Origin of the sequence: Streptomyces sp. NPDC051364 (genome assembly GCF_040682115.1) — a bacterium.
GTDB lineage: Bacteria > Actinomycetota > Actinomycetes > Streptomycetales > Streptomycetaceae > Streptomyces.
In genome coordinates, this window is the sequence record NZ_JBFBAH010000034.1 from 21,734 (window position 1) to 47,056 (window position 25,323).

At 67.4% G+C, this 25,323-nt stretch carries 21 protein-coding genes and 3 pseudogenes; 17 read left to right on the forward strand and 7 right to left on the reverse strand.

Annotated features, from left to right (window positions below; translation table 11 throughout):
- Positions 1 to 115 precede the first annotated feature (115 nt).
- A complete protein-coding gene (locus AB0M76_RS36915; RefSeq protein WP_365957118.1) occupies positions 116 to 853 on the reverse strand; it encodes a VOC family protein in 738 nt (245 codons plus the stop codon).
- Between the two features lie 373 nt (positions 854 to 1,226).
- Between AB0M76_RS36915 and AB0M76_RS36920 the strand changes: the two genes are divergently transcribed.
- The 4 genes from AB0M76_RS36920 to AB0M76_RS36935 all read left to right on the forward strand — a co-directional run bounded on the left by AB0M76_RS36920 (position 1,227) and on the right by AB0M76_RS36935 (position 4,033).
- On the forward strand, positions 1,227 to 1,505 hold the full coding sequence (locus AB0M76_RS36920; protein WP_365957119.1) for a hypothetical protein: 279 nt from the start codon (positions 1,227 to 1,229) through the stop codon (positions 1,503 to 1,505).
- A 204-nt stretch (positions 1,506 to 1,709) separates the two neighbouring features.
- Entirely contained in the window at positions 1,710 to 1,985 is a 276-nt protein-coding gene (locus AB0M76_RS36925; protein WP_365957120.1) for a transposase family protein, read from the forward strand.
- Positions 1,986 to 2,423: 438 nt separating this feature from the next.
- Positions 2,424 to 2,642, forward strand: coding sequence for a hypothetical protein (locus AB0M76_RS36930; RefSeq protein WP_365957121.1), 219 nt, complete (start codon positions 2,424 to 2,426; stop codon positions 2,640 to 2,642).
- A 1,091-nt stretch (positions 2,643 to 3,733) separates the two neighbouring features.
- Positions 3,734 to 4,033, forward strand: a complete 300-nt coding sequence (locus AB0M76_RS36935) for a GNAT family protein (protein ID WP_365957122.1) — start codon at positions 3,734 to 3,736, stop codon at positions 4,031 to 4,033.
- 657 nt (positions 4,034 to 4,690) lie between these two features.
- Here AB0M76_RS36935 and AB0M76_RS36940 read toward each other — a convergent pair.
- On the reverse strand, positions 4,691 to 4,855 hold the full coding sequence (locus AB0M76_RS36940; protein ID WP_365957162.1) for a hypothetical protein: 165 nt from the start codon (positions 4,853 to 4,855) through the stop codon (positions 4,691 to 4,693).
- On the opposite strand from AB0M76_RS36940, the pseudogene AB0M76_RS36945 reads away from it, so the two are divergent.
- The 5 genes and pseudogenes from AB0M76_RS36945 to AB0M76_RS36965 all read left to right on the forward strand — a co-directional run bounded on the left by AB0M76_RS36945 (position 4,791) and on the right by AB0M76_RS36965 (position 7,885).
- Positions 4,791 to 5,256, forward strand: a pseudogene (locus AB0M76_RS36945) (carboxymuconolactone decarboxylase family protein). The gene AB0M76_RS36940 and the pseudogene AB0M76_RS36945 overlap by 65 nt on opposite strands.
- A gap of 163 nt (positions 5,257 to 5,419) precedes the next feature.
- Positions 5,420 to 5,662, forward strand: a complete 243-nt coding sequence (locus tag AB0M76_RS36950; RefSeq protein ID WP_365957123.1) for a hypothetical protein — start codon at positions 5,420 to 5,422, stop codon at positions 5,660 to 5,662.
- A 519-nt stretch (positions 5,663 to 6,181) separates the two neighbouring features.
- A complete protein-coding gene (locus tag AB0M76_RS36955) occupies positions 6,182 to 6,475 on the forward strand; it encodes a hypothetical protein (RefSeq protein ID WP_365957124.1) in 294 nt (97 codons plus the stop codon).
- 301 nt (positions 6,476 to 6,776) lie between these two features.
- Positions 6,777 to 7,325, forward strand: a pseudogene (locus tag AB0M76_RS36960) (IS3 family transposase); the annotation flags it as partial.
- Between the two features lie 218 nt (positions 7,326 to 7,543).
- Positions 7,544 to 7,885, forward strand: coding sequence for an STAS domain-containing protein (locus AB0M76_RS36965; RefSeq protein ID WP_365957125.1), 342 nt, complete (start codon positions 7,544 to 7,546; stop codon positions 7,883 to 7,885).
- Positions 7,886 to 8,943: 1,058 nt separating this feature from the next.
- Here AB0M76_RS36965 and AB0M76_RS36970 read toward each other — a convergent pair.
- Positions 8,944 to 9,528 (reverse strand): RICIN domain-containing protein, encoded by a 585-nt coding sequence (locus AB0M76_RS36970; RefSeq protein WP_365957126.1) that lies wholly within the window; start codon positions 9,526 to 9,528, stop codon positions 8,944 to 8,946.
- 68 nt (positions 9,529 to 9,596) lie between these two features.
- Positions 9,597 to 10,013, reverse strand: coding sequence for a DUF6207 family protein (locus AB0M76_RS36975; RefSeq protein ID WP_365957127.1), 417 nt, complete (start codon positions 10,011 to 10,013; stop codon positions 9,597 to 9,599).
- A gap of 243 nt (positions 10,014 to 10,256) precedes the next feature.
- On the opposite strand from AB0M76_RS36975, the gene AB0M76_RS36980 reads away from it, so the two are divergent.
- Entirely contained in the window at positions 10,257 to 10,472 is a 216-nt protein-coding gene (locus AB0M76_RS36980; protein WP_365957128.1) for a hypothetical protein, read from the forward strand.
- Positions 10,473 to 10,535: 63 nt separating this feature from the next.
- On the opposite strand, the gene AB0M76_RS36985 is transcribed toward AB0M76_RS36980, so the two are convergent.
- Together AB0M76_RS36985 and AB0M76_RS36990 are read right to left on the reverse strand one after the other, a co-directional pair.
- Complete coding sequence (locus AB0M76_RS36985) at positions 10,536 to 10,943, reverse strand: STAS domain-containing protein (protein WP_365957129.1); 408 nt, start codon at positions 10,941 to 10,943, stop codon at positions 10,536 to 10,538.
- Between the two features lie 170 nt (positions 10,944 to 11,113).
- Positions 11,114 to 12,268 (reverse strand): oxygenase MpaB family protein, encoded by a 1,155-nt coding sequence (locus AB0M76_RS36990; RefSeq protein ID WP_365957130.1) that lies wholly within the window; start codon positions 12,266 to 12,268, stop codon positions 11,114 to 11,116.
- A 388-nt stretch (positions 12,269 to 12,656) separates the two neighbouring features.
- On the opposite strand from AB0M76_RS36990, the gene AB0M76_RS36995 reads away from it, so the two are divergent.
- The 3 genes and pseudogenes from AB0M76_RS36995 to AB0M76_RS37005 all read left to right on the forward strand — a co-directional run bounded on the left by AB0M76_RS36995 (position 12,657) and on the right by AB0M76_RS37005 (position 15,464).
- Positions 12,657 to 12,923 carry a hypothetical protein gene (locus AB0M76_RS36995; RefSeq protein ID WP_365957131.1) on the forward strand — a complete coding sequence of 89 codons (267 nt, stop codon included), beginning with the start codon at positions 12,657 to 12,659 and terminating at the stop codon, positions 12,921 to 12,923.
- Positions 12,924 to 13,955: 1,032 nt separating this feature from the next.
- On the forward strand, positions 13,956 to 14,372 hold the full coding sequence (locus tag AB0M76_RS37000) for a nuclear transport factor 2 family protein (RefSeq protein WP_365957132.1): 417 nt from the start codon (positions 13,956 to 13,958) through the stop codon (positions 14,370 to 14,372).
- A gap of 222 nt (positions 14,373 to 14,594) precedes the next feature.
- A pseudogene (locus AB0M76_RS37005) lies at positions 14,595 to 15,464 on the forward strand (IS5 family transposase).
- Positions 15,465 to 15,625: 161 nt separating this feature from the next.
- Here AB0M76_RS37005 and AB0M76_RS37010 read toward each other — a convergent pair.
- A complete protein-coding gene (locus tag AB0M76_RS37010; protein ID WP_365957133.1) occupies positions 15,626 to 16,474 on the reverse strand; it encodes a glycoside hydrolase domain-containing protein in 849 nt (282 codons plus the stop codon).
- Between the two features lie 635 nt (positions 16,475 to 17,109).
- Between AB0M76_RS37010 and AB0M76_RS37015 the strand changes: the two genes are divergently transcribed.
- The 4 genes from AB0M76_RS37015 to AB0M76_RS37030 all read left to right on the forward strand — a co-directional run bounded on the left by AB0M76_RS37015 (position 17,110) and on the right by AB0M76_RS37030 (position 25,260).
- Positions 17,110 to 23,319: a DNRLRE domain-containing protein gene (locus AB0M76_RS37015; RefSeq protein WP_365957160.1), complete on the forward strand. Its 6,210-nt coding sequence runs from the start codon at positions 17,110 to 17,112 to the stop codon at positions 23,317 to 23,319.
- A 172-nt stretch (positions 23,320 to 23,491) separates the two neighbouring features.
- The gene (locus tag AB0M76_RS37020) at positions 23,492 to 24,013 is read left to right on the forward strand and encodes a hypothetical protein (protein WP_365957134.1); all 522 of its coding nucleotides are present in this window, start codon (positions 23,492 to 23,494) and stop codon (positions 24,011 to 24,013) included.
- A 124-nt stretch (positions 24,014 to 24,137) separates the two neighbouring features.
- Positions 24,138 to 24,482, forward strand: coding sequence for a hypothetical protein (locus tag AB0M76_RS37025; RefSeq protein ID WP_365957135.1), 345 nt, complete (start codon positions 24,138 to 24,140; stop codon positions 24,480 to 24,482).
- A 7-nt stretch (positions 24,483 to 24,489) separates the two neighbouring features.
- The gene (locus tag AB0M76_RS37030) at positions 24,490 to 25,260 is read left to right on the forward strand and encodes a transposase (RefSeq protein WP_365957136.1); all 771 of its coding nucleotides are present in this window, start codon (positions 24,490 to 24,492) and stop codon (positions 25,258 to 25,260) included.
- The last annotated feature ends 63 nt before the right edge of the window (positions 25,261 to 25,323 follow it).

The following is a 25,323-nucleotide window of genomic DNA, read 5'->3' on the forward strand; positions in this document are numbered from 1 at the left end:
CCCTCAAGGACGCGCGCTGGCTCACCGGGGGCACCATCCCCGTCTCCGGCGGCATGGGCTGACGCCACGCGGTCTTCGCCGCTGACCCGAAACCGGCCGGAGCCGCTGCTCAAGGTCAGCGAGGAGTGAGGAGGCAGAACTCGTTGCCTTCCGGGTCGGCCAGAACCGTCCAGGAGATTGCGGACTGGTCGATACCAGGGTTGGTGGCGCCCAGGGCGCGCAGTCGGGCTTCTTCTGCTTCCAGGTCGTCACCGGGGTAGGGGCAGACGTCGAGGTGGACGCGGTTCCACACGCTCTTGGTGTCGGGGGTGCGGAGGAACTCAAGGTAGGGACCGACACCTTTGGCGGAGCGCATGGTCGCGTTGTCGTCCGTGACCTCGTGCAGCGTCCAGTCCATCGCCTGGCCCCAGAACCGGGCCATCCCTCGTGGGTCGGTGCAGTCGACCACCACCGCGGCGATCGGCCCGGTGTCCTGGTAGATCGGGCGGGGCTCCAGGACGCAGAACTCGTTGCCCTCCGGGTCGGCCATGACCGTCCAGGGGACGTCGCCCTGCCCCACGTCGGCGAGCGTCGCGCCGAGATCCTTCAAGCGCGCGACCAAATCCGCCTGATGGGCGGTCGAGGTGGTGGCCAGATCAAGGTGCACCCGGTTCTTCGTGGTTTTGGCTTCCGGGCGGGCGACGATGTCGATGCAGACGGCCACGGGGTCGGGGTAGGCGAAACCCACGGGTTCGAGGTTGGTCACACCGGGTCCCTCGCTGTCGACACCCCAACCGAGTGCCTCCGCCCAGAACCGACCGAGCACGGAGTCGTCCTGGGCCTTCATATTGATCTGCACGAGTCGTGTTGCCATGCCGTAGATCCTAGAGGCTCCGCCAGCCCAGGCCGCCGCGATCAGACATGTGCTCGACCAGGTGCTGACTGTGGTCGCGCTTGCCGAGACTTCCGACCGGGGCGAGTCCTTGTGAACGAAGACAAGCCCCGACGCCGACGCCACTGACCGATCGAATGCTGCTCAAGCCTGCGCCGGTCGACTCGGCCCGCACGCTCCACGAGCGGGCGACCCCAGCCGACAACACGCGCGACGCTGGCTGAAGCTACCCCACTCCGTTGAACTCCGGACTAAGTGGGGCGACGAGCAGCCTTGGCCGTTTTCCGGGTTCTGACCGCACTTCCGTGATGGCTACGCCTGGAAAGGGAGGCACCGTGTGAGGTTGGATGACGGGATGGAACGTATTGAGGCTGAGCTGTTCACGGACCCGGGGAACGACGCGGTCGTCCGTCTGCCCCCGCGTAATTTTCCGGGCGTGCTGGTCCAGGGCGATTCCCTTTCGATCATCCGCGCCGACGTCGCCGAAATCGTAGAAGCCTGCGACCAGGGCGACGTCGGTGAAGCCCGCGAGGCGGCGGCCATTCTCCTCTCCAGCCTCGACGAGCTGCTTGCTCGCTACACGGCGGCTCTGAAGGCTCACGACATCCCCATCCCCTTCTACCAGGCTCCCTGATCGCTCAGTTGCAGCACGTCGTACCTGGCAGCATGCGCTGAAGGCCGGAGATTGCAGGACCGTTCCGCCAGGGGATCACGTCGTCTTGAAGCTGGCGACGCTCGGAGACGTCCTCTTCCCGGGCCTGAACCTCGTGGTGCGGCAGGCCGTCGTCGCCGATGACAGCTTGATGATCGATGCGGCTGGCTGTGGGCCGCCAGGAGCATGTCCCCAGTGCATCCCGCTGCACGCGTTCACAGTCGGTACTGGCGTCACATAGCCGGGCTACCCGTCGGCGGCCAGCGGATGATCGTTCGTCTCCGCGTGCGTCGGGTGTCGCCGCCTGCGGTGCCGGCCTTGAACTCCGACGTGAACGAACGGCGAGGGCGAGGCTTCTTCTTCCCCATGCTCTCCATGATGGACATCCTCCCGGGGACGAACCCCAGATCTCGAATGTCCGTCAAGCCGATCAAGCCCACACTTGAGAGCTTGACCGCGTGAGGATGCACGAACTCTGCCATATCCTGGATCGGATGCCTGCACGGGCCACGCGATCCAGAAGCGCGCCGCCAGTCGGGGCCTCTCCCTTGGTATGGCAGTCCGACGGCGAAGCCTCGTGGCGGATTGTCAGGTGGCGCTGGCTGGGGTTACTTCCAGGAGGCGGACAGAGGAGAAACACCAACGGAGCCACAGGACGGATTCAGCGAAGGGCAGCATGTGAGCGCGGTTGCGGCCCTCCGACACAGCGCGCCGCACCGACATCACCACGCGGCACCGACGTCACCACGCGGCTCCAACAGTATCCGGAAGCGAGGTCAGAACCTTCTAGGTGACCCTCTAGCCGGCGCAACTTGCCGTGCGAGCGTTCCAGTTTCTCGGGAGCCGTCAGGCGGGAGGGACATCTATGCTGACGGCCTTCGTCCGCACCCGGGGGGCCATGTGTCCAAGAATCACTCCGCCACGTTCTACTCCAGCCTGCTCTCCATGGCCATGCTCGCCGTGCTGGGCGGTGCGTGCGTGTACTTCGGGGTCACCCTCAGCGTCTGGTGGTTCTACGCGCTCGCCGTCCCGTCGGCCGGCGGAGTGCTCGGCATCGGCGTCTACGAGTGGCTGAAGCGGCCGAGCCGCGTCGGGGCCGGGGAGATCGAGGAAGGGTAAGGCCAACCGCGGGGTGCAACACCTCCGTGCCAACAGGCCGCGGCAAGATCACCAACGGCATCACTTCTACGGTCCCGTGGCAGCGATTGCCGACGTCCCAGATAAGGACTCGCCCGCAGAGAACGAGGTCTCTACTCTGAGCCGGAGCGGGACCGCGCGCATTCCCGCAGGTTGCGGTGCCGCGGCAGAGCGGCCCATTGCGATCGCCGTGAGCGAGGTCCCTCTACAGTAGTTGGCCCGAGTGAGCATCCGAGGTGGCCCCGCGATGCGCGCGGGTGATGGCGATGTCGAACGTTGTGCGATTCTCAGAGCATGGCCCTTCACCTGCGCTTCTTCTTTGAGTACGGCATCGATACACCTCTGTGGCCGGGCGCGCCGGGCACGCCCTGATCTCGACAGTCCGTACGGCTCGCCCTGTGAGCTGGAGAAGTTGCCGATCACCTTGGAGACCAGGCATACGCTTGGTCGGCTTGTGGACTTGTACCAGTCCTCGCTCGACTGGGATCACCCCGGGAGACCGTCACTCTGGACGCGTGACCAGGAAGATGCGTTCCGGCGGGACTCGGACGCAGCCCTGGCGATGTTGAGGGGCGACCTGGGAGACGACTGGGTGGTGCACGACCGGAGACCCTGAGGGTCCTACTTGGTTCGGACCGCCCTTCCGTGAAGGCCAGCCTGACGCCGGCCTCGAAGGAGCAGCAATTTGACGTCGGTTGGGGAGGCGCACTCGGCCAGGGAGTGCGTCGCAGTGTTCACGAGAACTGACAGTGCCGGGCCTTCCCTCCCCGTATGGCCGTCAGTGAAGCGTGGCGGGCTCCCTGATCTTGATCTTCGCGCGGCGCCCGTTCATGATCATCCGATGAGTCAGAACTCGGTAACCTTGGACAAGATCGTTGTGGAGGACTGGACGGCCGTTCACGCGTGGGCGTGCCTCCCGGAGGTGTGCCGCTATCAGTCCTGGGGCCCGAACACGGAGGTCCAGACGCAGGACTTCGTGGACTCCGCGGTCAAGGCCTGGCCGGGCACCCCTCAGCGCCGGTTCCCCTACGTCGCCCGCGTCGGGCGGGATGTGGTGGGCATGGGTGAGCTGCATGTCCCGCAGCCACAAGCAGCGCCAGGGCGAGGCCTCATACATCGTGCATCCCCGGGTGTGGGGGCAGGGTATCGGCACGGATATAGGCCGGCAGCTGCTCGTGCACGGGTTCGGCGAGCTGGGGCTCCATCGAATCCATGCCACCTGTGACCCGCGGAATCTCGCCTCCTCCCGAGTGCTGTCCAAGATCGGTATGACGTATGAGGGACGCCTGCGCGACACCGCGCTGCTCCACGACGGCTGGCGAGACTCCATGATCTTCAGCAGCCTCGAAGGGGAATGGCGCTCCATTGCGTAGCCCCGCCTGCGGGGTGCTGTCGTTTCCCGTGAACATCGACCTCGGCGCCGACCGGGCGCCTTCCAAACCCGTGAACAACTGACTTCACGACGCGGCTCTGGCACACATTTCGTGCACGATCTTGCCGGCTCTCCGCCAGTAGGAGGTAAGCACCACGTGAGCTGCGCGGATTGGATGTCAAGAGAGGCTGGTGGAGCCCGAGTCAAGATCGTTCACGGAATGTGTGCCAGAACCCGAAGTCGTCAACAAACGACTCCCGTTTTTGTGTCCACAGTCAATCCGGAACCGCATCTCGCCTGCGGCCCGGCGGATGTCGTCGCTCTGGTCGTTTTCCTCGAGGAGCCCGAGGAGCCCGAGGAGCCCGAGGAGCACGATCAGCGCGCGGCCCTCGTCTTCGCTGATCAGTTGCTCACCAGGCTTGCTCCCTGTACCTGAAGCGGCGGCCGCGTGTGGGAGCCGGTCCAGCAGCGGCCCGGAGAACCTGCCCGCACCGGGATGGAGGACGCCTCCTCCACGCGGTGCATCCTGATGGGCCGCGCCCCTATGCCGCCGTCCGGGCATCCTGTCTCTTCCTCGCCGGCCACCGCATGGGGCCCGGCAGCCCGTGGCCGGCACCCGGGCGTCGCCACGGCTGTGGAAAGAATTCTTGGATTCCTGTCACGTTTGCGTGCGCCTGTCCGTCAGTGCTGTGAAGACGCCGATCAGGCCGACCTGAGGGAGAGCAGCAGCCATGACGAACACCACCTCCATCTCGCGGATGTCCAACCCGAGCGAGTTCGTCCCGGAGCTGAGCGACATCAGCGCCGCACTGTTCCGGGCCACGGGTAACCGCTCGGGTCCCCCGCGCGACGATGAGTCTGGTCCACCTGCGCGCCGGCCAGATCGTCGGCAACACCTACCTGACGATCCTGAACACCGCCTTCCTGCGCAAGGCCGGGGAGTCCGAGGAGCGCATCACGGCCGTGTCTTCCTGGCAGGACGCTCCGTACTTCACCGACGCCGAACGTGCGGCCCTCGCCTTGGTGGAGGCCACCCTCCAGCCCGCCCCGCACGGCCAGGAGCGTGTCTGCGACGAGCTGTACGCGGAGGTGGCGAAGCACTACGACGACAAGGCGCTGGCCACCCTCACCATCGCGATCGGCCAGATCAACTTCTTCATCGCCCTGGCTGTCATAGGAAAGCCCCAGCCGGTCACCTCCCTCGCGGACGAGCAGTGGGGCTGACCTGATCCCTTTCCCAGGCACGCGTGCTGCCCCAGCCCGGTCGCTGACCCGCCCGCAGCTCCTCGTCCTCGGCCGCCTGGACGCCGGCGGCCGGCTGCGAGCGGTCGGCCGCACGGTCCCGCTGCGCCCGGACGCATCCCGGCAGGTCGGCGAGCACCTGACCTTGGCCGGCCCCGGGCACCGGCACCCCTGGGAGGGCGTGCGCTTCACCGCGCCGTGGGGCAGCCGCGACGTCCTGGACGCGGTCCTGGTCCGCCCAGACCTGGTGGCGGAGATCAGCGCCGACCGGGCCGTCGACCGGGGCGGAGTCTTCCGCCACCCGCTGCGCTTCAAGCGGCTGCGTCTGGACGTCACGGTGGAGGACGTGCCGGGGTTCGGGGCCGGGTCCACGGCGGCCGCCGGGTGAGCGGTCGGCAGATGCCGGCCGGTTGTTGCGCGGAGGCTGCGCGAAAGGAGCCTGCTGTTCTCTAGGCCTGGCTTGTACACGTCGAAGAGCAGCGTTTCGACAGCAGTTCGGGAGTCACCCTGGCCGTCGGCACCGAGTCGTTGTTCACGACAACGGGAGGCACCGCCCATCGCCGGGGCCTCGTGCTGATGGTCTGGGCCTCGCCGGAGGCCGGGTCCGGCCATAGGGGAACACCAGCGCGGCGGTGCTCCGGGATAGCGGGTGTGAGCGGTTGAGGTAGAGGAAATCTTGGTGGAATTGATCACGATCGTGCCAGCGCACCGGCCACGGCCGCCCAGGCGTTGAGCGGGTCCTCTGGACCGTGGACCCGTGACCCGCACGCCGTCGGACGAGACCTCTGGACGACACGGCAGCTTTCGGGGCACTCCTCCCCGTATTCGACATGGCCGCGTGCTAGGGATAACAAGCAAGGATGTCCGAAATGGGAGGTATGCGACGATGCACACGACTCTTCTCCGCGTGACGACCGCGCTGGGCGCCGCGGCAGTGCTGGCTGTCTGCGGCGCCGGCGCGGCCAGCGCTGACGACACGGGGCCGGGCCATTCCGTGGGCAGCTCAGGCTTCGGGAACTCCGGTGTCGGCAACGCGGGCGCTCTCAACGACGGTGTCGGTAACGCGGGCGCTCTCAACGACGGCGTCGGTAACGCGGGCATCGCCAACTGGGGTCTGGGCAACGCGGGCATTGCCAACACAGGCATCGGCAGCCACGGCATCGCAAACTCGGGCCTCGGCAGCTCCGGCATCGGCAACTGAGGCGGGCTCACGGCCCGCACCGCCGAGTCACACGACGCGCCCGGCTGACGTCGGGCCGGTCTACCCGGGCTGCCCGTTCCATGAGCGGCAGGCCCGGGTGTCCGGCGCGGAGCAGCTGGCCTGCGAGGACGGCGGACCGCGCGAGCAGAATTGGCTTCACCTGGTTGCACGAGCGCCAGGACACCACCGTCCCCCGCCGCCCGCGAGCCCGGCCACATTGGGGGGCCGCCAGGGTACGGCTTCAACGCCGTCTCGCGGCCCCCTGTGGCTCGCTGCCTTCCGTTCTCGGGTTCTGGCACACATTCCGTGAATGGTCATGCGCGACTTCACCGCCGACACGCTGAACACCAGGTGGTGCGGCGACATCACCTACGTAGCCGTCGGCCCGACCTGGCTCTACCTCGCCACGGTGATCGACATCTGCTCGAGGAAGGTCGTGGGCTGGTCGATCCCGGACGACATGCGCACCTCGCTGGTCACCGACGCGATCGAGATAGCTGTGGCCGCCCATGGCGGCCGGGTCCACGGCGTCGTGTTCCACACCGACAGGGGCGCCCAGTACAGCGCGGCCGCATTCGCCGACGTCTGCCGCCGGCACGGCATCCGCCGCAGCATGAGCCGGGTCGGCTCGAGTTACGACAACGCCCTCGCCGAGTCGTTCTTCCAGGGCCTCAAGCGCGAGTCGCTCCACGGACGCCGCTGGACCTCAAAGGCACATACCCGACTCGAGCTGTTCCGCTGGCTTTCCTACTACAACCGGCGCCGCCGCCACTCCCCGCTCGCCTACCGCACACCAGCCGAGTTCGAACAACAACTGATCACGACACGTACGCTGTCACTCGTCGCATGAAACCCGGTGTCCACTCCCCGGGATCAACCTCATGGACGCTGTGCCCCCGGCGGCTGGAGTGCCTCGGTGACGGCTTGGCTGGATGCTGAACATGCTCGCAGGCAGGGCGTCGGGCTCTGACTCGGCCGGTCGCCGGACACTTTGTCGGCCGATGTGGTGCTGGTTGCCGCCTGCCGTCGGCCCTACGGTGGCCCGGGAACGGCGAGAGGAGAAGGTAAGTGCATGGCGACGGCAGCGAGGACATCGACGTCGAGGTCCACGGCAGTGCGACGGTGGTGCGCCCGCACGGTGAGATGGACATCAGCCGAGCCGAGCACTTCCGCCAGGTACTCTTTGCGGCCCTGTCCGGTGAAAGGTTCCCTCACGACGTCGTGGTCGACCTGCAGCACCTGTCCTTCTGCGATTCCTCGGGCCTCAACGCCCTCCTGGCCGCGCGCACCGTCGCCGCCGAAAGCGGCCAGAACCTCTACCTCGCCGCGCCCCGGGAGCAGTTCACGCGCCTGTTGAAGATCACGGGTGCCGAGGATCTGTTCACCATCGAGCCGGTCCCGCCGTTCTGACGGCCCGGACCGGGTGGCGGCGGCCCCGTACTGCTGCTCCTTCGCGCCGTCGTGTCCGGGCGCCAGAGGTCCGGGCTTACGGGCCACTCGATCAGCAGGGCGTCGCCAGGTGACCTCGTCGGGGTCCAAGCGCGGTCCGGCGCGGACAGCCGTCTTCCCTGATCCGGTCGAGGACACGATCGTGCCCCATGTTTCCTCGATGGGCAAAGGTGACCTGGGCAGAGAATCCTTTTGGAGCGTGTCGCCGGCTTTCTGACGCGGGAGTTGCTGACCGAGCGGCTTGGTGGCGAATCCGAACGTCTGGTGGGCTGGCGGCATCGTGAGGCTGGTGTCCCGGCTGGTGCCGGTTGAGTGTCCCGGATGACCGGGTGGGTGTGCCGGGCTGCTGCCGTCGGGTCCGTGCCCGGGGGCGGCGGTATGAGCGCCGGTGCCGGGGGTGTGCCGGGCGGCCCCTGTTCCGGCCGGGGAGGGGGCCGGGACGGGGGTGTCCGGGTGCCGTACGGATCCTGGCGGCAGCCCGTCGTGCTGGCGGCCCTTCTGCATGACGCCGGGGGGAAGGGCGGCATGCAGCGGGGCCTGCTCCGGGAGCGCCCCATCCGTGGCGGCGGCTTCCGTTATCACGCGTCTAACCCGGCCTTCCTCCTCCAAACGCCGTCCCCTCCAAACTTTCTGAGAACACGTCAAGATCTGCATGGCTCTCGTGGTCGCGCGATGCGGGGTCTGTCAAACGAGCGACTCTGGCTCACATTCGGTGGTAGCCGAGAGTGATGGCGGAGTGTCGATGGTGAAATCGCAGCTCCGCGCCATGGGACGAGTTCTCTGTATCGTCGGCAAGCTTGCGAGTTCGCCACTGGCGTGAACACGACCTTCTCCGGCCTGTTTGCACGCGCCGACTGCCCATCAAACACCCAGGTCAGAAGGTTGACCGCACCATCGGTAGCCAGCGTGCACGCCCTCACACTCCGTCACCACCGAAAGTGAGCCGGAGCCGAACGATTTACAGTCCCCCCTGCACCTCCGGGTCCACCAGAGGCGCGTGACGGCGGCGTAGTGCCTCGTCACCATTCCTGTGTTTTGACGAGCTCCCACTCCTGGTTGACCGCATTCCAGTCACTGAACTTGCTGATGCACGGCCACGTCTGCAGGGCGGTTCCCTGCGCGGGTGGGGTGGGGGCCTTCGCATTGGCCGCGTCTAGGCAGTTGGAGATGTACCAGTTGTCGAGGACGGTGCGGAAGGCCGCAAAGCACTGGTTGCGGTTCGGGCACTCGGCGGCGGTTTTGTGCACCTGGCGCACTCTCCAGAGCTGCCGCGTGTCGGAGCCGAACCACGGCTTCGACGGAACGTAGCAATCCGACTGGACAACTGCCGTGGAGGTCTTGGCGCGTGTGCGGGACAGGCATTTCCCGGAGTGCTTCGCGACCAGCCAGAACCAGTCGTCGCCGCCCTTGTCCACCTTCTTGAATTGCTCGCTGTCGCCACCGTAGTTCGGCCAGAGGGCCACCCATGCCCCTTCGTCGAGGCTGTGCGCGAACACCTCCGCCACCATGTTGGTGCGCTTGTTGACGACGTAGTAGTACTGCTCTTGCGCTGTGGCCGTCGTGGGCGCGACGATGCCTGCCGCAACCAGGGAAATCGTTGCCACGGGCGTCATAAGACGGCGGGTCCTGCGCCGGCGACTGCGTCGGAACGCCATGAGTCTCCCTCCTCTTCTCAGCGGCGCCAGAGTGCGGGCAGGGCGAGGAACACTCCAATTATCCGTCCGGCGACAGAGCCCGGCATCTCGGAATGGCCCGGGAAACCCTTGAGCCGGTTGACCGCCGGCGCCTCCGGCGAGAAGGCCGAGCAGCGCGGGACTTTCTCGCCGAAAGCGCTCGGGGGTGTCGGCCGCCAGCGTCTTGGCGGGCGCTGAAGGCCGCAGCCTTGGTGCGGTTCTGACAGGCGGTGGAACAGAACCGGCGGGCGGCGTTTGCGCGCCATGACGGCGCGGACGGTGTCCTCCTCCCCGCCGGTGATGTCCAGCACCACCAGGCCGGGTTCCGCGATGTGCTGCTCGTCGATCGGCTTCATGACCGCTGCGACGGCGGTGGAAGCGCGGCGGTTCGCTGGCGGCCCCGGCTCCACCCGCACGAGGGAGTGGAATCCGGCCCCGGCCGCGGACACCGCCCGGCCGGACCTCTCGCGCTTTCGGGGTGCGGCCCCCGTCGCGGCCCCGGTGGCCAGGGCCGCACCCCCCGCACTTTTGAACGTACCCCGCCGCCGAAGACACCAGTGATGCTGTCCGGGAAGGGTAGCGATCTGCTTCACGGCCGTGCGTCACCCGTTCGCACGCTGGCAGGTGCCGGTGAGGAGGGCGGGGAAGAGGCTGGGCGCATGTCCGCCAAGCTGATCGTCTACCCGCCCGACGAGCAGGGATGGCGCCGGGTGCGTTACGACGGCGTCGCCATCGGGGTCGCGCACCGACCGTCCGACATCCGTGTCTTCCTCGCCGACGCCGGGTTGGAGAACGCCGAGGACGTGGACCTCACCGACCCCGACTTCGTGGAATGGCGAGGTGCCGGGCCCGAGGCGTGGGACCCCTCCTCCTGAAGTACTCTCCGCACCGGCGGAAATGCTGCTCCGCGCCGAGCCGGAGCTACCCCTGGGGCGTAGCTAGATGCGGGGCAGCCAGCCATCGGCGAAGTCAGAGCGCTCCCGTGCGCGCTGCGCCTTCTCCTCGAGGAGTCGGCGGAAGCCTGCCAGGGCGTAGCGCTCCCCGGTGGCCGCTCGGGGGCCCGGGATGCCGACCACGGTGGCCATGCACTGCTGGGGCTGGGGCTGCCAGCCGGTGACCAGCACCCGTAGGCGCATACGCTCGGCGCGCCGGTGCATGTTCAGGAGGTGGAGCAGGCCGTCGACGTCCATGGCCGCGACGGCATGCAGGTCCACCAGGAGATCGCCTTCGTCCATGGTCACGTGGTCCAGCGCACGCTGGAGCACCTCTCCAGCACCCTCGTCGAGCTCCCCGGTGGCGCTGACCAGAATCGAGCTGCCGCAGTGCTGGACGTCAACGTTGATCAATGTTCTGCTCCCGTCGCCCGAAGGCTCCGGACCCACGGGGCCCCATCCTGGCGCGACGCGTCGTGGGGCTGGTGTGCGGCGCGCTGAAGGCCGTGGGGCACTGCGAGCGGATCATTCCGTGGGCTTGGGAGGCGCGGTCTCGCCTGACGGGCGTGGTGGACCTGGTTCGGTCAGCGGTTGTCGTGGAGTTCCTGGTGCATCTGGGGCTGGTTGTCCTGGTCGTGGGTGAGGGCGAACTTCTGGACCTCGTTGAAGGCCTTGGAGGCGATGCCGAGGATCTCCTTGTACGGATTGACGCCGACGGCCTTCTTGGCACCGCCGCCGAGGAGGCCGCCGCCGATGCCGCTGATCAGGTCGTGGCCGGCCGAGATCGGCTTCGCGGCCGCGTCCAGGATGCTCTTGGGTAGGCCGGCCATGTCCGCGTACTTGTCGGACAACGCGTGGCGGACCATCGCGATGAACGCGTCGTGGACGCCAGGCGGGTAGAACTTCTTGTAGAAGTCGACGGCCTGCTTGGTCATGAAGACGCCGTCGTCGGTCTTCTTCCACTCATCATCGCGCACCTGGTTCCACAGGGCCTCGACCTGGTCGGGGTCCTTGGGCAGGAGCCACTTCTCGGGTGTGCCCAGGTAGTGGTTGACGTAGTGCCAGGCGCACATGAAGCCCTTGGCGTCGTCCTTGGCCACGTCGATGCCCAGACGGTCCATGGCCTGGATGATCTGGGTGGAGAAGACGCATGAGGCGCCGGTGGTGTACTTCTGCGAGACCGGCTCGCCCCACTTGGCGTAGTCCCATTCGCCGCTCTTCTTGTGGAGCTGGCGGACCGAGGCGTGGACCAGGCGGACCTTGGTGACGTTCGCCGCGAGGGTGCCGTCGCGCAGGGCGTTCTTGTTGCCCATGTCGAGGAAGAGGCGGGAGGACTGCGAAAGCCTCCGGCCGGGCCCGTCGACACCGCCGAGGCGGCCGGTGGAGCGCAGGGTGAACGCGCCGGTCGGGGACAGGTAGGTGCCGATCAGGCCGACCGTGCCCTGCAGCATGGACACTTCGCCGTGGTGGTGGGCGAAGAAGCCTTCGGCTGCCTTGACGTCGGCCTCGGACCAGTCCGGCGGTGCGGCCGCGGCCTCTTTGAGGAACGTCGCGAGCCGCGGGGGCAGCTCGGACAGGTCCTGGCCGGGCTTGAGAGTGCCGATGGTCCGGAAGAGGGCGTTGACTCCGTCGATCTCCTTGTTGTCGATCAGGTCGGAGACCAGTTGGTCGGCCTTCGGGTCACCGACTTTGTTCGCGGCTTCCAGTTCGGCGGCGATCGTGGCTGTCGTCAGTCCCATGGAGGGACTCCATTTCTCGTGGTGGGGAAAGAATGCGCAGCCACGGCGCGTGGCGTCGGCCGGAACGGGGGCTGCGGCCCGGCGGCGAAGCGGGGCAGTCACGATCGTTGCGCTCCGTGTAGGGGCGCCGGAACCCGTCTAGCCTGCGGGATCGTTTTCCTCTCACCCGAACGGACCGCACCCGCAAGCAGGCCTGACGTACGGAAACGATCGGCCTGGCAGGAGGGGCTGGCCGGTGGGTGCTCGTCTACGGAGAGGAAACGATCATGGGGGAGAGGGCCGGTCCGGCGGCTGGCTTCCTGGCCCAGGAGGCCTCCGGTATCCGCATCGAGGCTACGCCAGGACAAATCGTCCGCCCTCGGCGAAGGCCACCGGCGCCGTCGACCTCATGGAAGCTCTCCGCGCCAGCGTCGAGAAACCCAAGAGCCCTAAAGTCAGCGGCGAGAAGGCGGCCGCCCCGGGCGTCAAGCAGCCCAAGAAGGCCGCGCCGGCGAAGAAGCGGACACACACCGCGCCGAAGAAGACAGAGCTGGACGGGCTGACCAAGGCCGAACTGTATGAGAAGGCCACCGCGGCCGGCATCCCCGGCCGCTCCAGCATGACCCGCGATGAGCTCCAGCAGGCACTCACCTGGGACAGAACGCGCAGGGCCTGATCTCCAGCTCATCCCAGCGGGCACCGCTGGCCGCCAGGGAGGCTCATGTGTCGTAAACGATCACGGGCGGTGCAGGTTATCGCTGAGGCATCGCACCCGAGCCGTTCCGCCCCTGAGCTGGCGAAAGCCCCGGTAGAGCCATGATCGCGGGCCGGCGGTCGGATCCTCGTGCCGAGCGACCCGGTCGCGGTCTGAGGTTCCCCTGAGATGCGGGGTTGAGTGACAGAGGGACAGATGGGCCTCATGAGAGGAGCCCAGACGATGCCTGCACCGAGGAAATACCCGCTGGAGTTGCGTGAGCGTGCGGTTCGGATGTATCGGACCACTGAGCCGAAGTCTTTTATTGGAGGGAGAGCGTCGAGTGGTATTGTGATCCAAATTCGGACACCGTCAATAATCACTGGAGCGGCGATCCTACGCCGTTCATCGTAAGCCAGGATAAGCCTCAGCAGCCGTCCTTCGAGTTCCGGGCCAACGGCTGGATGTATCAGGCGGGCCGGTACGAAGGCTCCCTCACATTGCTTCGTTCAGGGGATCGCTCTCCATTGACCAGGAGGTTTTGCCTGATCATTTCTGAGGCGGCTGTCAATGAACTGCAAAATCCACAGCCGCCGGACCAGACGATCCGCTTCCTCCGCAACGACCTGCCCAAGTTCGCCTCGTCCGGCAGCGATGCAGGATGCTATCGGAGGGGCATGGACTAAGAGGTCGTTTTCAGATAGTTTGCGCCACCTCTGGTGCCCCATCTGCTTGCTGGCGCCTCTTACGTCTCACTTTCAAGAGGCGCCTACCTGGGGCGAAAGGGATGGAGTCAGCGACTCTTGGAATGAGACAGATCCTGCGGGATGAGACGGGCAATACGGTGGTCGGGCTCGGTGTTGTCGGACGCCTGTCGGCGATTGACGGCTATCTGTCGGTGATCTGTCGGCAGGTGCTGCGACCTTGAGGTGAAGACGTGGTCGGCAGCGTCCATGAGTGCGCTTGCCCGTCCGCGAGACCTGTGTAGGGCACCAGAAGCAAGGGAGAGTCGTCGTGGATCAGTCGCTCGTGAAGCGTATGTGGGAGTACCTGAACGCCGGTCTGGCGATGGACGTGGAAGCCCTGGATGCTCTGTACGACCCGGACTTCGAGAACATCCGGTGCGACGAGGCCGGCCAGGTGGTGACCTTGACGAAGGACGAGTTCATGGCGCGCTTCCGCGCCATGCGGGACCAGGGGCAGAGGGTGAGCGAGACGGTCGATGACGTCCGGTTCCTGGCCACCACCGTGCACGGCGGCCAGGGATCGATCGTCATGCACCGGCTCCAGGAGGGGGTCCCGGCGCGCTACAACTTCGTCTGGCGCTGGGAGGGCGGCCGTTGGGCCACTCTCGTGCGCGAGTTCACCTTCGAAAGGGACATCACCCCCCTCATCCAGATGGTGCAAGCCGCCCGAGGCGCATCCGCCTGACCAACGTGCCCCCTCCGCAAACCCGCGTCACTGGGAAACACGACGCGCCCACGGTCACGTCCAGTAGCCATCGGCGGCCAGATGACTCCCCACTATCTGGCCGTCGGTGGGGAATTCGAACTGACCACTGCCACCCAGGACGCCCGACCTTCGCGGCTGCGTGCTTCCGTCGTCATCGCCGTGCGCCTGGGCGCACTCGGTCCGCAGCGGTACGCCGAAAGCATGCCTGTGCGACGCCCGTATCCGAGTGATCTGTCCGATGCCCGCTGGGAGTTGATCGAGCCGGTCCTTGCCGCCTGGCACTTCGAGCGACGCGGCAGGGCCCTGGACTTCGGCCGGCCACCCGAGCACGACCTGCGCGACATCATGGACGCGATCTTGTATGTGGACCGCACCGGGGTCCAGTGGCGCTACCCCCCCCGCACGACTTCCCGCACTGGAACACGGTCTACGGATACTTCGCGAAGTGGGCGGAGGAAGGCGTGTTCGCCCAGCTCAACGGCCTGATCAGGCAGCTCTTGCGGCAGAGGGAAGGGCGGGATGCCGAACCTTCTGCCTGCGTGATCGACGCACAGAGCGTCAAGACCTCCACCAGCGTCCCCGCATCCAGCCAGGGCATCGACGCCGGGAAGAAGATCGTCGGGCGGAAGCGGAGCATCGTGATCGACACGATCGGGCTCCTGCTCGCGGTGCTGGTCACCGCGGCGCGTGCAGGACTCCGTCGCCGGCACCCAGCTCCTCGACCAGGTCGCCGTAGAACACCCCGGCATCCGCAAGGTCTGGGTCGACGGCGGCTACCGCCAGCACCTCGTCGAGCACGCCGCCACCCTCGGCATCGACATGGAAATCACCACACGGACCCCCGGGACCAGGGGATTCACCCCGATACCGAAGCGATGGGCGGTCGAGCGGACCTACGGCTGGCTCATGCTCCACCGCCGCCTGGCCCGCGACTACGAAACCCTCCCCACCCGATCCGAAGCCATGATCCACCTCGCCATGACCGACCTCATGGCCCGCCGCCTCACCGGCGAAGCCACCATCTCCTGGCGCGACCCGACACCACGGACTGAACAGCCGATCCTGGGATAAAACCGGCGGGATAAAACGACCTCTAAGGCCGGGGTGGGTGTGGCTGGGAGGCTTGAGCCGGGTAGCGACGGAGCCCGGCCGGTATTCGAGGGATTTCCGGAGCCTAAATCGCCAGAGGTCGTCGTGCTTGCCCCGCCGGCTCAGAGCGCTTCTTGAGGTTGTTATTTAGCGATGATTGCGACCGGGGCGTCCCAGGTGTTGCGGTCGACGGTGAGGGTGACGCCGCCGCGGGTTTCGGTGCTGTTGGCTGCGTACTGGTGGGCGCGGCGGTGGCCGGTGTACAGGTTCGGGTCCCAGCGCCAGTCGTCGGTGGTTGTCTCGTTCTTGTCCCACAGGGCGTACCAGAGGATGGCGGGGAGGTCTCGGCGGTCCGAGGCGTTCGCCACTGCGGCGGCGCTGCTGCTGGTGAAGCCGTACATGCCCGGCCAGTAGCGCTGTGTGCGGACAGCTTTGTCCCAGGCGCGGACATAGGTGAGGACGGCGTCGAGGCAGGGGGCGTCGGAGAGGTTGAAGGGTTCCATGTCCAGGTAGAGGGCGCTGCCTGGCTTCATGCCCAGGGGCGAGGCCTTGGCGACGGCGTCATTGCCGTTCGCGGTGCCGACGGCGGCGGCATCGGCTGTGGTGAACCGTTCCGGATTGCTGCCGGTCTGGCATGGTGGCTGGGCGCCGACGTAGAGCGGCACGAGCTTCCAGCCGGCTGCGTCCACTGACTTCACCCAGGAAGCGGTCAGTTGCGGCTGGGCGCAGCCTCGGTTCTTCCCTCCGATGTAGACGGCCGCGCCACCGTAGAACTGGTCGGAGCGCCATGCCTTCATCGCAGTGAGGGAGGGTGCGGTGCAGGTGTCGAACACACGCCCTGTGTAGAGGGAAGGAGTCAGGAGGCCGCGCCCGACCACAGCACCGCGGAAGGTCAAGGCGTTGGCGCTGACTGCCGTCGTCGCGGCAAGTGTCAGCCCTGCGGCCATCCAAATCAGGATGCGGGCGCGCCGTGATCGGCGGTGCTCGGACATGGATGCCCCCAGGTGCTTCGAATCGTTGGTGCCGCAGGCCGTGCCATGCCGACCCACCTTGTTCGGAAGACAGGGGGCCCTGCGGCGAGGTGATCCTAGCGCCACAGGAAGCGGACGGATGCGCGGGGCGGTTCTGTCGCCTCGGGCCGGCGCGCTTGCCTGTCTGCGGCAGGGCATGGCTGTCGTTGTCGTAGTGAGGTGTATTCCGTTTACCGCGACGTTGGAAGCTGTGACGCCGGAAGCCGCGGCGCCTGGCCGGACGACGGCTCACGGTGGAGCAGCACGTCGGGGGCCATAGGGCGCCCCGCGAACGGTGGGGTGGCCACGCACTTCGAACAGAACGGGCATCGCTCCCGCGCATCGTCTCGGCATGCAGGAGGTTCCGCTTCACAGCTCACCTTTACGTAACGCTTAGCCAGTCCGATGTCGGATAGCTGATGGCTCGTCTGTTTAGACAGGTTATGGCCCACGCTATGTTCTGCCTGCGCTAGATGATCTTCAAGCGCTCACGAAATACATCCCATGGGGGGATTGTGTATTTGCGCAGCAGATCGGGGACGTCATGGAGACGTTCCCGTTCGGTGACAGGCACTCCAGGCAGACTCGGAGTGATTGCGGCGGGGCTGGCCATGGTGATGTCGGTTTCGGCCCTTCAAGGTACGCAGCCGGCGTTCGCCGCGCCTCAGCCCGAACCGCAGGGCCAGGCTGGAGCCGCTACGGCGACCACCGCCGCCGACATAGCCTCCGCGCGAGTGGCCGCCCGCCTGTCGGGCAAGCGGGTCGAGGCTTTGTCCGAGCGGACCGAGACGTCCACGACGTGGGCCAACAAGGACGGGTCGCTTACCACCGAGGTGTCCGCCGGCCCGATCCGTTTCAGGGATCCCCAAGGGCAGTGGCGCGATGTGGATGTGAATCTGACCAGCGCCGCTGACGGCTCGGTCGTGTCCAAAGCGCACCCGCAGGGGCTGCGGCTGTCGGGCAAGAAGGGTACGAAGGCCCAGTCGCTGGCGGCAGCCCAATCCGCCACCGCCACCGACCTCGTCACGCTGGGGCAGGGCGACGACGCCATTACGCTGCAGTGGCGTGGCGGGCTGCCGGCACCGGTGCTGGACGGCACCCGGGCCACCTACACCGATGCGGTGCCGGGCGCGGACGTTGTCGTTGAGGCGACACGTACCGGGTTCGAGCAGTTCGTCGAGGTCAAGGCGAAGCCCGAGGCGGGCTTCTCGTACACGCTGCCGTTGAAGACCAAGGGGCTGAAGGTCGAGCAGCAGCAGGACGGCAGCGTCCTGTTCACCGACAAGAAGTCGAAGAAGACGGCGACGATGCCCGCCCCCGTCATGTGGGACGCGTCCGTCGACGCGGCCTCGGGTGAGCACACCCGGCGGGCGAAGGTCGGCCTGAAGGTCGTCAAGACCAAGGACGGCGTCGACCTCGTCATCACCCCCGAGGCCGCCTTCCTCTCGGACCCGGCGACGAAGTACCCGGTGACCGTCGACCCGTCGACCTCGGCGCTGGGCAACCTGTTCGACACCTACGTCCAGCAGGGCGAGACCGTCGACTGGTCCAACGACACAGAGCTCGACCTCGGCAACCCGGGCACCAAGAACGCCGACGGCACCTTCCGTACCGCCCGGTCGTTCATCACCTGGAACACGGCCCCGGTCGCCGACGCGCTGATCTCCAGCGCCCAGCTGTCGCTGTGGAACTTCCACTCGGGCAATACGGACTGCTCTGCGCAGCCCTGGGAGGTGTGGACGTCCAACGGGCCCACCACCGCTTCCCGCTGGACGAACCAGCCGGCGATGGTCACCAAGATGGCCACCTCCACCGAGGCCAAGGGCAACCCGGGCTGCGCCTCGCAGCCCGACGGCTGGGTCAACGCGGACGTCACCAGCCTGGTCCAGCAGTGGGCCAACAACAAGTGGACCTCCTCGAGCATGGGCCTGCGGGCCACGGACGAGAACAACACAAAGCAGTGGAAGCGGGTCAACTCCGCCAACGCCGCCTCCAACGTCCCCAAGCTGACCGTCACCTACAACTACCGGCCCCGTACCGGTACGAAGCAGGAGGCCGGCGCGCCGTTCTTCTCCTACGGCGGCGCCTACGTGGTCAATTCGGTCACGCCCGTCCTCAGGGACACCTTCGTGGACGCGAACGGTGACAAGGTCAACGGCACCTTCCAGATCTTCGACTCCGCCACCGACACCCAGGTCGGCAACGTGCTGGTCTCCCCGTACGTACCTTCGGGACAGGTCGCCTCGGTGACCGTCCCTGCGGGTGTGCTGACGAACGGCAAGACGTACAAGTTCCGCACCAGCCCGTACGACGGCAGCCACTACAACACCGGCTGGTCGGCGTGGAAGACCTTCACGGTCGACACCTCCGCCCCGTCCGCCCCGTCCGCCGTCACCTCCACCGACTACCCGTCGAACGGCTGGGTCAAGGGCGCCGGCCAAGCCGGAACCTTCAGCATCACCCCGCCCGCGGCCGACCACAACTGGCTGGAATGGTCCCTGGACGGCGAGACCTGGACCAAGGTCCCCACCGATGGCGCCTCCGGCGCCAAGGCCATCTCCGTCACCCCGCCCAAGGACGGCACCCACACCCTTGAGGTACGGGCCGTCGACAAGGCGGACAACAAGTCCGAGCCGGTCGCGTACACCTTCCACGCGGGCCCGGGCGGTTTCGTCCAGCCCGGCGCCGGCGACCGTACCGCCCGCCGGTTGCCGCTGCTCGCCGAGGCGGACGGCGCCAAGTACGACAAGGCGTCCTTCTCCTGGCGGCGTTCCGAGGCCGACGCGTGGACGCAGATCCCTCCGGGCCACGTCACCACCGGCGGCACGCCGCTCACGGCCTGGCCCGTCCCGCTCACGGGCGGCAAGACCGCGCCGCTGGTGTGGAACGCCACCGACACGGTGGATCCGGACGGCAGCGTCCAGATCAAGGCCGACTTCACCGGACCCAACGCGGCCACCGGAGCGACGGAGCCGCTGACCGCGGTCGTGGACCGCAACGCCTCCGGCGCGACGTCCTCCGAGGCCGGACCCGGCTCGGTGAACCTGCTCACCGGCAACTTCGGTCTCTCCGCCGATGACGCCTCGGCCTTCGGCCTCTCCGTCTCCCGCACCGCCTCCTCCCGCACCCCGGACAAGGGCGCCACGCAGGAGGGACAGGCGCCCATCTTCGGCAAGGAATGGGTGGCCGGCACGGTCGCCGAGGTCGGCACCGCCGACTACTCGCACATCCGGCGGATCTCCGACACCTCGGTCGCCGTGATCGACTCCAAGGGCGACGAACTGCACTTCACCGCCAACGCGGCGAAGAACGGCTGGATCCCCGAGCCGGGCGCGGAGGGTCTCGTCCTCACGGGCAGCGTCACCGGGACCTTCACCCTGTCCGACAGCCAGGGCACGGTGACGGCCTTCACCAAGCCCGATCCCGCGGTGCCGACCTGGCAGGTGTCCTCGACCCTGCGGGACGGACTGACGAACACCGAGACCAAGATCGTCTCAGGCAAGACCACCTACCAGGGCAAGGCCGTCGCCTTCCCGCAGTGGATCATCGCGCCCACCTCGGCGGCCCAGGCCGCCACCTGCGCCGCCACCCCGGCGACCAAAGGCTGCCGGATGCTGGAGTTCGTCTACCCCGCCTCCACCACCGCCACCACCTTCACCCTCGGTGACGTCCTCGGCCAGGTGAAGAGCGTCCGCCTGTGGGCCACCGCGCCCGGCGCCAACGCGTCCACCGCCCAGGAGGTCGCCGCTTACGCGTACGACAGCTCCGGGCGGCTCCGCGAAGCATGGAACCCGCAGATCACTCCGACGCTGAAGACCGCCTACGAGTACGACTCCGCAGGCCATGTCACCCGGCTGACCCCGCCCGGTGAACTGCCGTGGACCTTCACCTACGGCAAGGCCGGCAACACCTCCACCGCCGGAGACGGAATGCTCCTCAAGGCGGCCCGGTCCGGCCTGAAGCAGGCCACCGCCGACGTCGAGGAAGGCACCGCGGCAACCGCCGTGGTCTACGACGTACCGCTGACCGGCCCCGCCGCGCCCTACGGTATGGGCACCGCCGACGTGAAGGCCTGGGGGCAGCTCGACGCCCCGACCGACGCCACCGCGGTCTTCCCCGCGGACGCCGTCCCGGCGTCCAACGACGGCGGTTCCTTGACGGCAGCCGCGTACAAGCGGGCCACCGTGCACTACATGGGAGTCTCCGGCCGGGAGTCCAACCTCGCCGCCCCCGGCGGCTATATCTCGACCACCGAGTACGACCGCTTCGGCAACCCGGTCCGTGAACTCAGCGCCGGCAATCGGGCCATCGCCCTCGGCAGCGACTCCGCAGCACAGGCCACCCGCGCCGACCTCGGCATCGAAGGGCTCACCACGGCTGAGCGGGCCGACTTGCTGGCCAACCGCACGGTCTACAACGACGCCGGCACCCGCCAGTTGGAGGAGTTCGGTCCGCTGCGCCGGATCGACCTGACCGCCGACCTGAAGTCAGGCACCACGGTGCTCGTCCCCGTCGGTTCCTCGGTGACCGCGCGCTCCTGGACCGTCACCGAGTACGACGCGGGCCGGCCCACGAACGGCACCGCGAAGGTCAGCGACCAGGTCACGAAGGTAACCACCGGTGCGCAGGTGCGTGAGTACCCGACCGTGCAGGGCGAGACGCGCGCGGTAGAGACCGTGTACGACTGGGCCAAGGGCCTGCCCATCCAGACGATCAAGGACCCGGGCGGGCTCGCGATCACCGAGACCACGGAGTACGACGCCCAGGGCCGCGTCACTAAGCAGCTCTTGCCCGGTGCCACTGGCACGGACGCCGCGACCCGAGTGACCGCCTACTGGTCCGCGACCGGTTCCGGCACCTGCCAGGGCCGCCCCGAGTGGGCCGACCAGGTGTGCTCCACCGGACCGGCCGGCACGGTGACGGGCGGCGGCTCCCAGCCCACCCAACTGCCGACCACGACCACCGAGTACGACTGGTACGGCAATCCGGCCAAGACCATCGACACGGCGAACGGCTCCACCCGGACCTCGACCACGACCTTCGACGGCGCCGGCCGCGCGACCAAGGTCGCGACCACCGGCGGGGTCGGCCAGGCGGTCCCGGACATCACCACCGAATACGACCCGGTCACCGGCCGGGCCGTGAAGACCACCTCGGCGACCGGTGGGTCGGTCACCAAGGCGTTTGACAAGCTCGGCCGACTCATCTCCTACACCGACGCCGACGGCGGCGTCACCACCACCGAGTACGACCTGCTCAACCGGCCGGTCAAGGTTGCCGACAGCGCACCCTCGACCGTCACGTACACCTACGACCACACCGCCGAGCCCCGCGGCCTGCCGACTGCGGTCTCCGACTCCGTCGCCGGCACCTTCCAGGCCGTCTACGGACCGAACGGCTCCGTAGCCACCGAGAAGTTGCCCGGCGGGTACACGGCCACGGTCAGGCAGGACCCGACCGGGGCAGCCGTGGCCCGCACCTACACCCGTGACAGCGACGGAACCGCCGTCTACTCCGACACGGTGACCGAGACGGTCCACGGCCAGGCCGCATCCCACGCGGGCTGGTCCACCCAGGACTATCGCTACGACGGCATCGGCCGTCTGACCGGCGTCGACGACACCTCCGACACCCTGTGCACGCGCCGCGGCTACACCTTTGACGCACGCGCCAACCGCAAGTCCCTGACCACTGCCACCGGGGCCCCCGGAGCGGGCTGCCCCACCACTGGAGGCACCACCGCCAACAGCACCCACGACAGTGCCGACCGGCTGGTCGACACCGGGTATGCCTACGACGCGTTCGGCCGCACCACGGCTCTGCCCGGTAGCACGCTCGGCTACTACGCCAACGACCTCGCGTACCAGCAGACGGTGAACGGCACGCGTCAGACCTGGGCGCTCGATCCCACTCTGCGGTTCCGTTCCTGGACGGTGGAGACGAGCAACGGCTCGACGTGGACCCAGACTGCGTCCAAGCTCAACCACTACTCCGCAGACGGCGACAATCCCCGGTGGATTGTGGAGAACGTGTCCACCGGCGCCCTGACCCGCAACGTCGACGGCATCGCGGGAGGGCTCGCGGCCACCACGGGCAAGACCGGAAGCATCGTCCTGCAGCTGACCAACGTCCACGGCGACGTGGCCCTGCAGCTGCCCCTGGACGCGGGCCAGGCCCCCGTTGCCCTCGACCACGACGAGTACGGCAACGCCCGGGCCGACCAGGCGGCCACCCGCTATGGCTGGCTGGGCGCCAACCAGCGCTCCACCGAGGCCGCCGGCGGACTCACCCTCATGGGCGTCCGGCTCTACAGCCCGGCCGTCGGCCGCTTCCTGTCGATCGACCCGATCGCGGGCGGCAGCTGCAACCGGTACGAGTACGCCTGCGCCGACCCGCGTAACAAGTACGACCTGGGCGGCACCTACCTGATGGAGCGCGTCCAGACGGACTGCAACTCCTTCAACTGCGTCCGTATGCGCCGCATCTGCGAGAGCTCGTCGCACAAGTGCTCGCTGCAGTGGGACATGTGGTTCCGCAGGGCTTGGAGCGGCGCCTCTATCGAAGCCGGCTGGCGCTGGGAGCTGTCAGTCGGCGGGCACAGGGTTACTTCCAGCAGCTACAACCACACCGAAGTGGGCTGGTACAACTTCCACGGGTACTGGTATGGCAACGGAGCCCGAGGCAAGCACAGCTGTTGGGGCTTCACGTGCTGGAACGATCCGGGTGACTCCGTACAGTTCCATGCCCAGGGCATCGCCAGGTTCGGCTACACCAGATATTGGTGGGACCGGTTCCAGAATTTCGGTGGCGGAGGCAGCTACCGCTAACCACCCGCACTGAGACGCGCTGATCCCTGCTGAGCCGCCCTGGCGACTCCACAGGGAACCCTCGCCTCGCTTTCTCCTCGGATCGCGCGGCGTCGTACCACGTCGGCTGGCCCGGCCGGAGCATCCGGCCGGGTCAGCCGACTCGTTTATCATCGAGAGGTGGAGAATCACATTGGCTGACAGCGAGCTCGAGCGCCGCCACGAACAGGCCTTCGAGCAGTGGCTGAAACGCGTCGAAGGCGAACTGGGCTGGGAAGTCGTCCAGAGCGGGCGGGTCGACTGGATCCGGGACGTCTACCACGAGCACGGGGACCTGCCTGCACATCGATTCGCGCGGATCGCATTCGAACGGAAGGCGCGGTCCGTCCTAGACGTGCTTCTGCCGTTGACTGGATCCATAGAGCGGGAGACGGACCTCCGCATCGATACCCGACCGGAATTCATCCATCCGTCGACCGATTTTCCCGGGGGGATCGTGACGGTGGCTGGGTCGGCCATCCAATCGTTCGATCCTGTCGGGGTACTCGCTGAAGTCGCCGACGCCATCCAGACCTACCTCGCGGATCGCTACGGACGGCTATGGCCGCTCTGCCCCGAACACGGGACGGGTTTGCACGCCATCACACACGAAGGCGAAGCGCTCTGGTGGTGCAAGGCGAAGGACCACCCGAGCATCCGTATCCTGCTCGGATAGCCATCCCCTACATTTCCCCGCACGCGGACTAAGGGCTGTCCCGCAAACGCTGGCTGGGTTGCGCCCAGGTGAGGGCCGGGATACCCGCGAGCCTCCGACAGGTCCGGTGTGGCAGCCTGCTGACATGCCATGGGAGCTACGAGAACATGCAGGGCGTCACTACGCCGTCCTGTTCCACTACGCGTTGCCTGACGATGCCTGGGCCGTGGAGCTGAGCGAGGCTGTGACTGCGCCGGCCACGGGTGCCGAGAACCCCAACGCCGCGGTGACCCACTTGCCTGGCGCTGCCTTCTTGGTAGCGCTCGTCCCAGACGAGGACCCGAATCTGCAACCGACCGTTCGCGTCTACAGCCCTGACGAGCGTGTTGTTCCCTACGAGGTCATGCGCTGGTTCATGGAGCAGGTGGCCGACCAGGTAGAACGCTGCCGCATCGCGTTCGAGCAGGGGGAACCTGAAGCAGTGGAATGATCACGCAGTGACTGGTGTGATCACGGCGTCGGAGCCGTCCTGGATAGCCCCGTTCACCGGGCTCAGCCCGCGGCAGTTCGGGAAGCTGGTGACGGTGCTGCGGCGCGAGGGTGCGGATGCGGTCCGCAGGGGCCGGCCGTGGAGCCTTCCTCTGGAGGACCGGGCACTGCTGGTCGCGGTGTACTGGCGCACGAACCTGACGATGCGGCAGCTCGGCCCGCTGTTCGGGGTCTCGAAGTCGGCGGCGGCCCGGATCATCGACGACATCGGGCCGTTGCTCGCGCTCCAGCCCCGCAAGCGGTTCGCCAAGGGCACCGTGCTCATCGTGGACGGCACCCTGGTCCCCACTCGAGATCACACTATCGCCGAGCGGTCGAAGAACTATCGGTACTCCACCAACCACCAGGTCGTCATCGACGCCGACACCCGCCTGGTCGTCGTGGTCGGCCAGCCGCTTGCCGGGAACCGCAACGACTGCAAGGCGTGGGAGGAGTCCGGCGCCAAAGCCGCAGTCGGCAAGACCCTCACGATCGCCGACGGCGGCTATCCGGGCACCGGGCTCGTTATCCCGCACCGTCGCGAGCGCGGCCAGACCGAACTCGCGGATTGGAAAGAGGAACACAACAAGTCCCACAAGCAGGTCCGTGCCCGCGTCGAGCACGTCTTCGCCCGCATGAAGACCTGGAAGATCCTCCGCGACTGCCGACTCAAAGGCGACGGAGTCCACCACGCCATGCTCGGCATCGCCCGGATGCACAACCTCGCCCTCGCCGGATAGATCAGCGGGCCATACGGCGGCCAGCCCTGACCGAGGCGATCCGAAGATCATTTACGGGACAAC

Bases quoted from the DNA above. Each gene is read 5' to 3' on its own strand.
- AB0M76_RS36980 (WP_365957128.1), top strand. From the start codon at position 10,257: ATGTCCGCCAAGCTGATCGTCTACCCGCCCGACGAGCAGGGATGGCGC.
- AB0M76_RS36990 (WP_365957130.1), bottom strand. From the start codon at position 12,268: ATGGGACTGACGACAGCCACGATCGCCGCCGAACTGGAAGCCGCGAAC.
- AB0M76_RS36920 (WP_365957119.1), top strand. From the start codon at position 1,227: ATGGAACGTATTGAGGCTGAGCTGTTCACGGACCCGGGGAACGACGCG.
- AB0M76_RS37015 (WP_365957160.1), top strand. From the start codon at position 17,110: ATGTCGGTTTCGGCCCTTCAAGGTACGCAGCCGGCGTTCGCCGCGCCT.
- AB0M76_RS36925 (WP_365957120.1), top strand. From the start codon at position 1,710: ATGTCCCCAGTGCATCCCGCTGCACGCGTTCACAGTCGGTACTGGCGT.
- AB0M76_RS36995 (WP_365957131.1), top strand. From the start codon at position 12,657: ATGGAAGCTCTCCGCGCCAGCGTCGAGAAACCCAAGAGCCCTAAAGTC.
- AB0M76_RS37025 (WP_365957135.1), top strand. From the start codon at position 24,138: ATGCCATGGGAGCTACGAGAACATGCAGGGCGTCACTACGCCGTCCTG.
- AB0M76_RS36915 (WP_365957118.1), bottom strand. From the start codon at position 853: ATGGCAACACGACTCGTGCAGATCAATATGAAGGCCCAGGACGACTCC.
- AB0M76_RS36935 (WP_365957122.1), top strand. From the start codon at position 3,734: ATGTCCCGCAGCCACAAGCAGCGCCAGGGCGAGGCCTCATACATCGTG.
- AB0M76_RS37010 (WP_365957133.1), bottom strand. From the start codon at position 16,474: ATGTCCGAGCACCGCCGATCACGGCGCGCCCGCATCCTGATTTGGATG.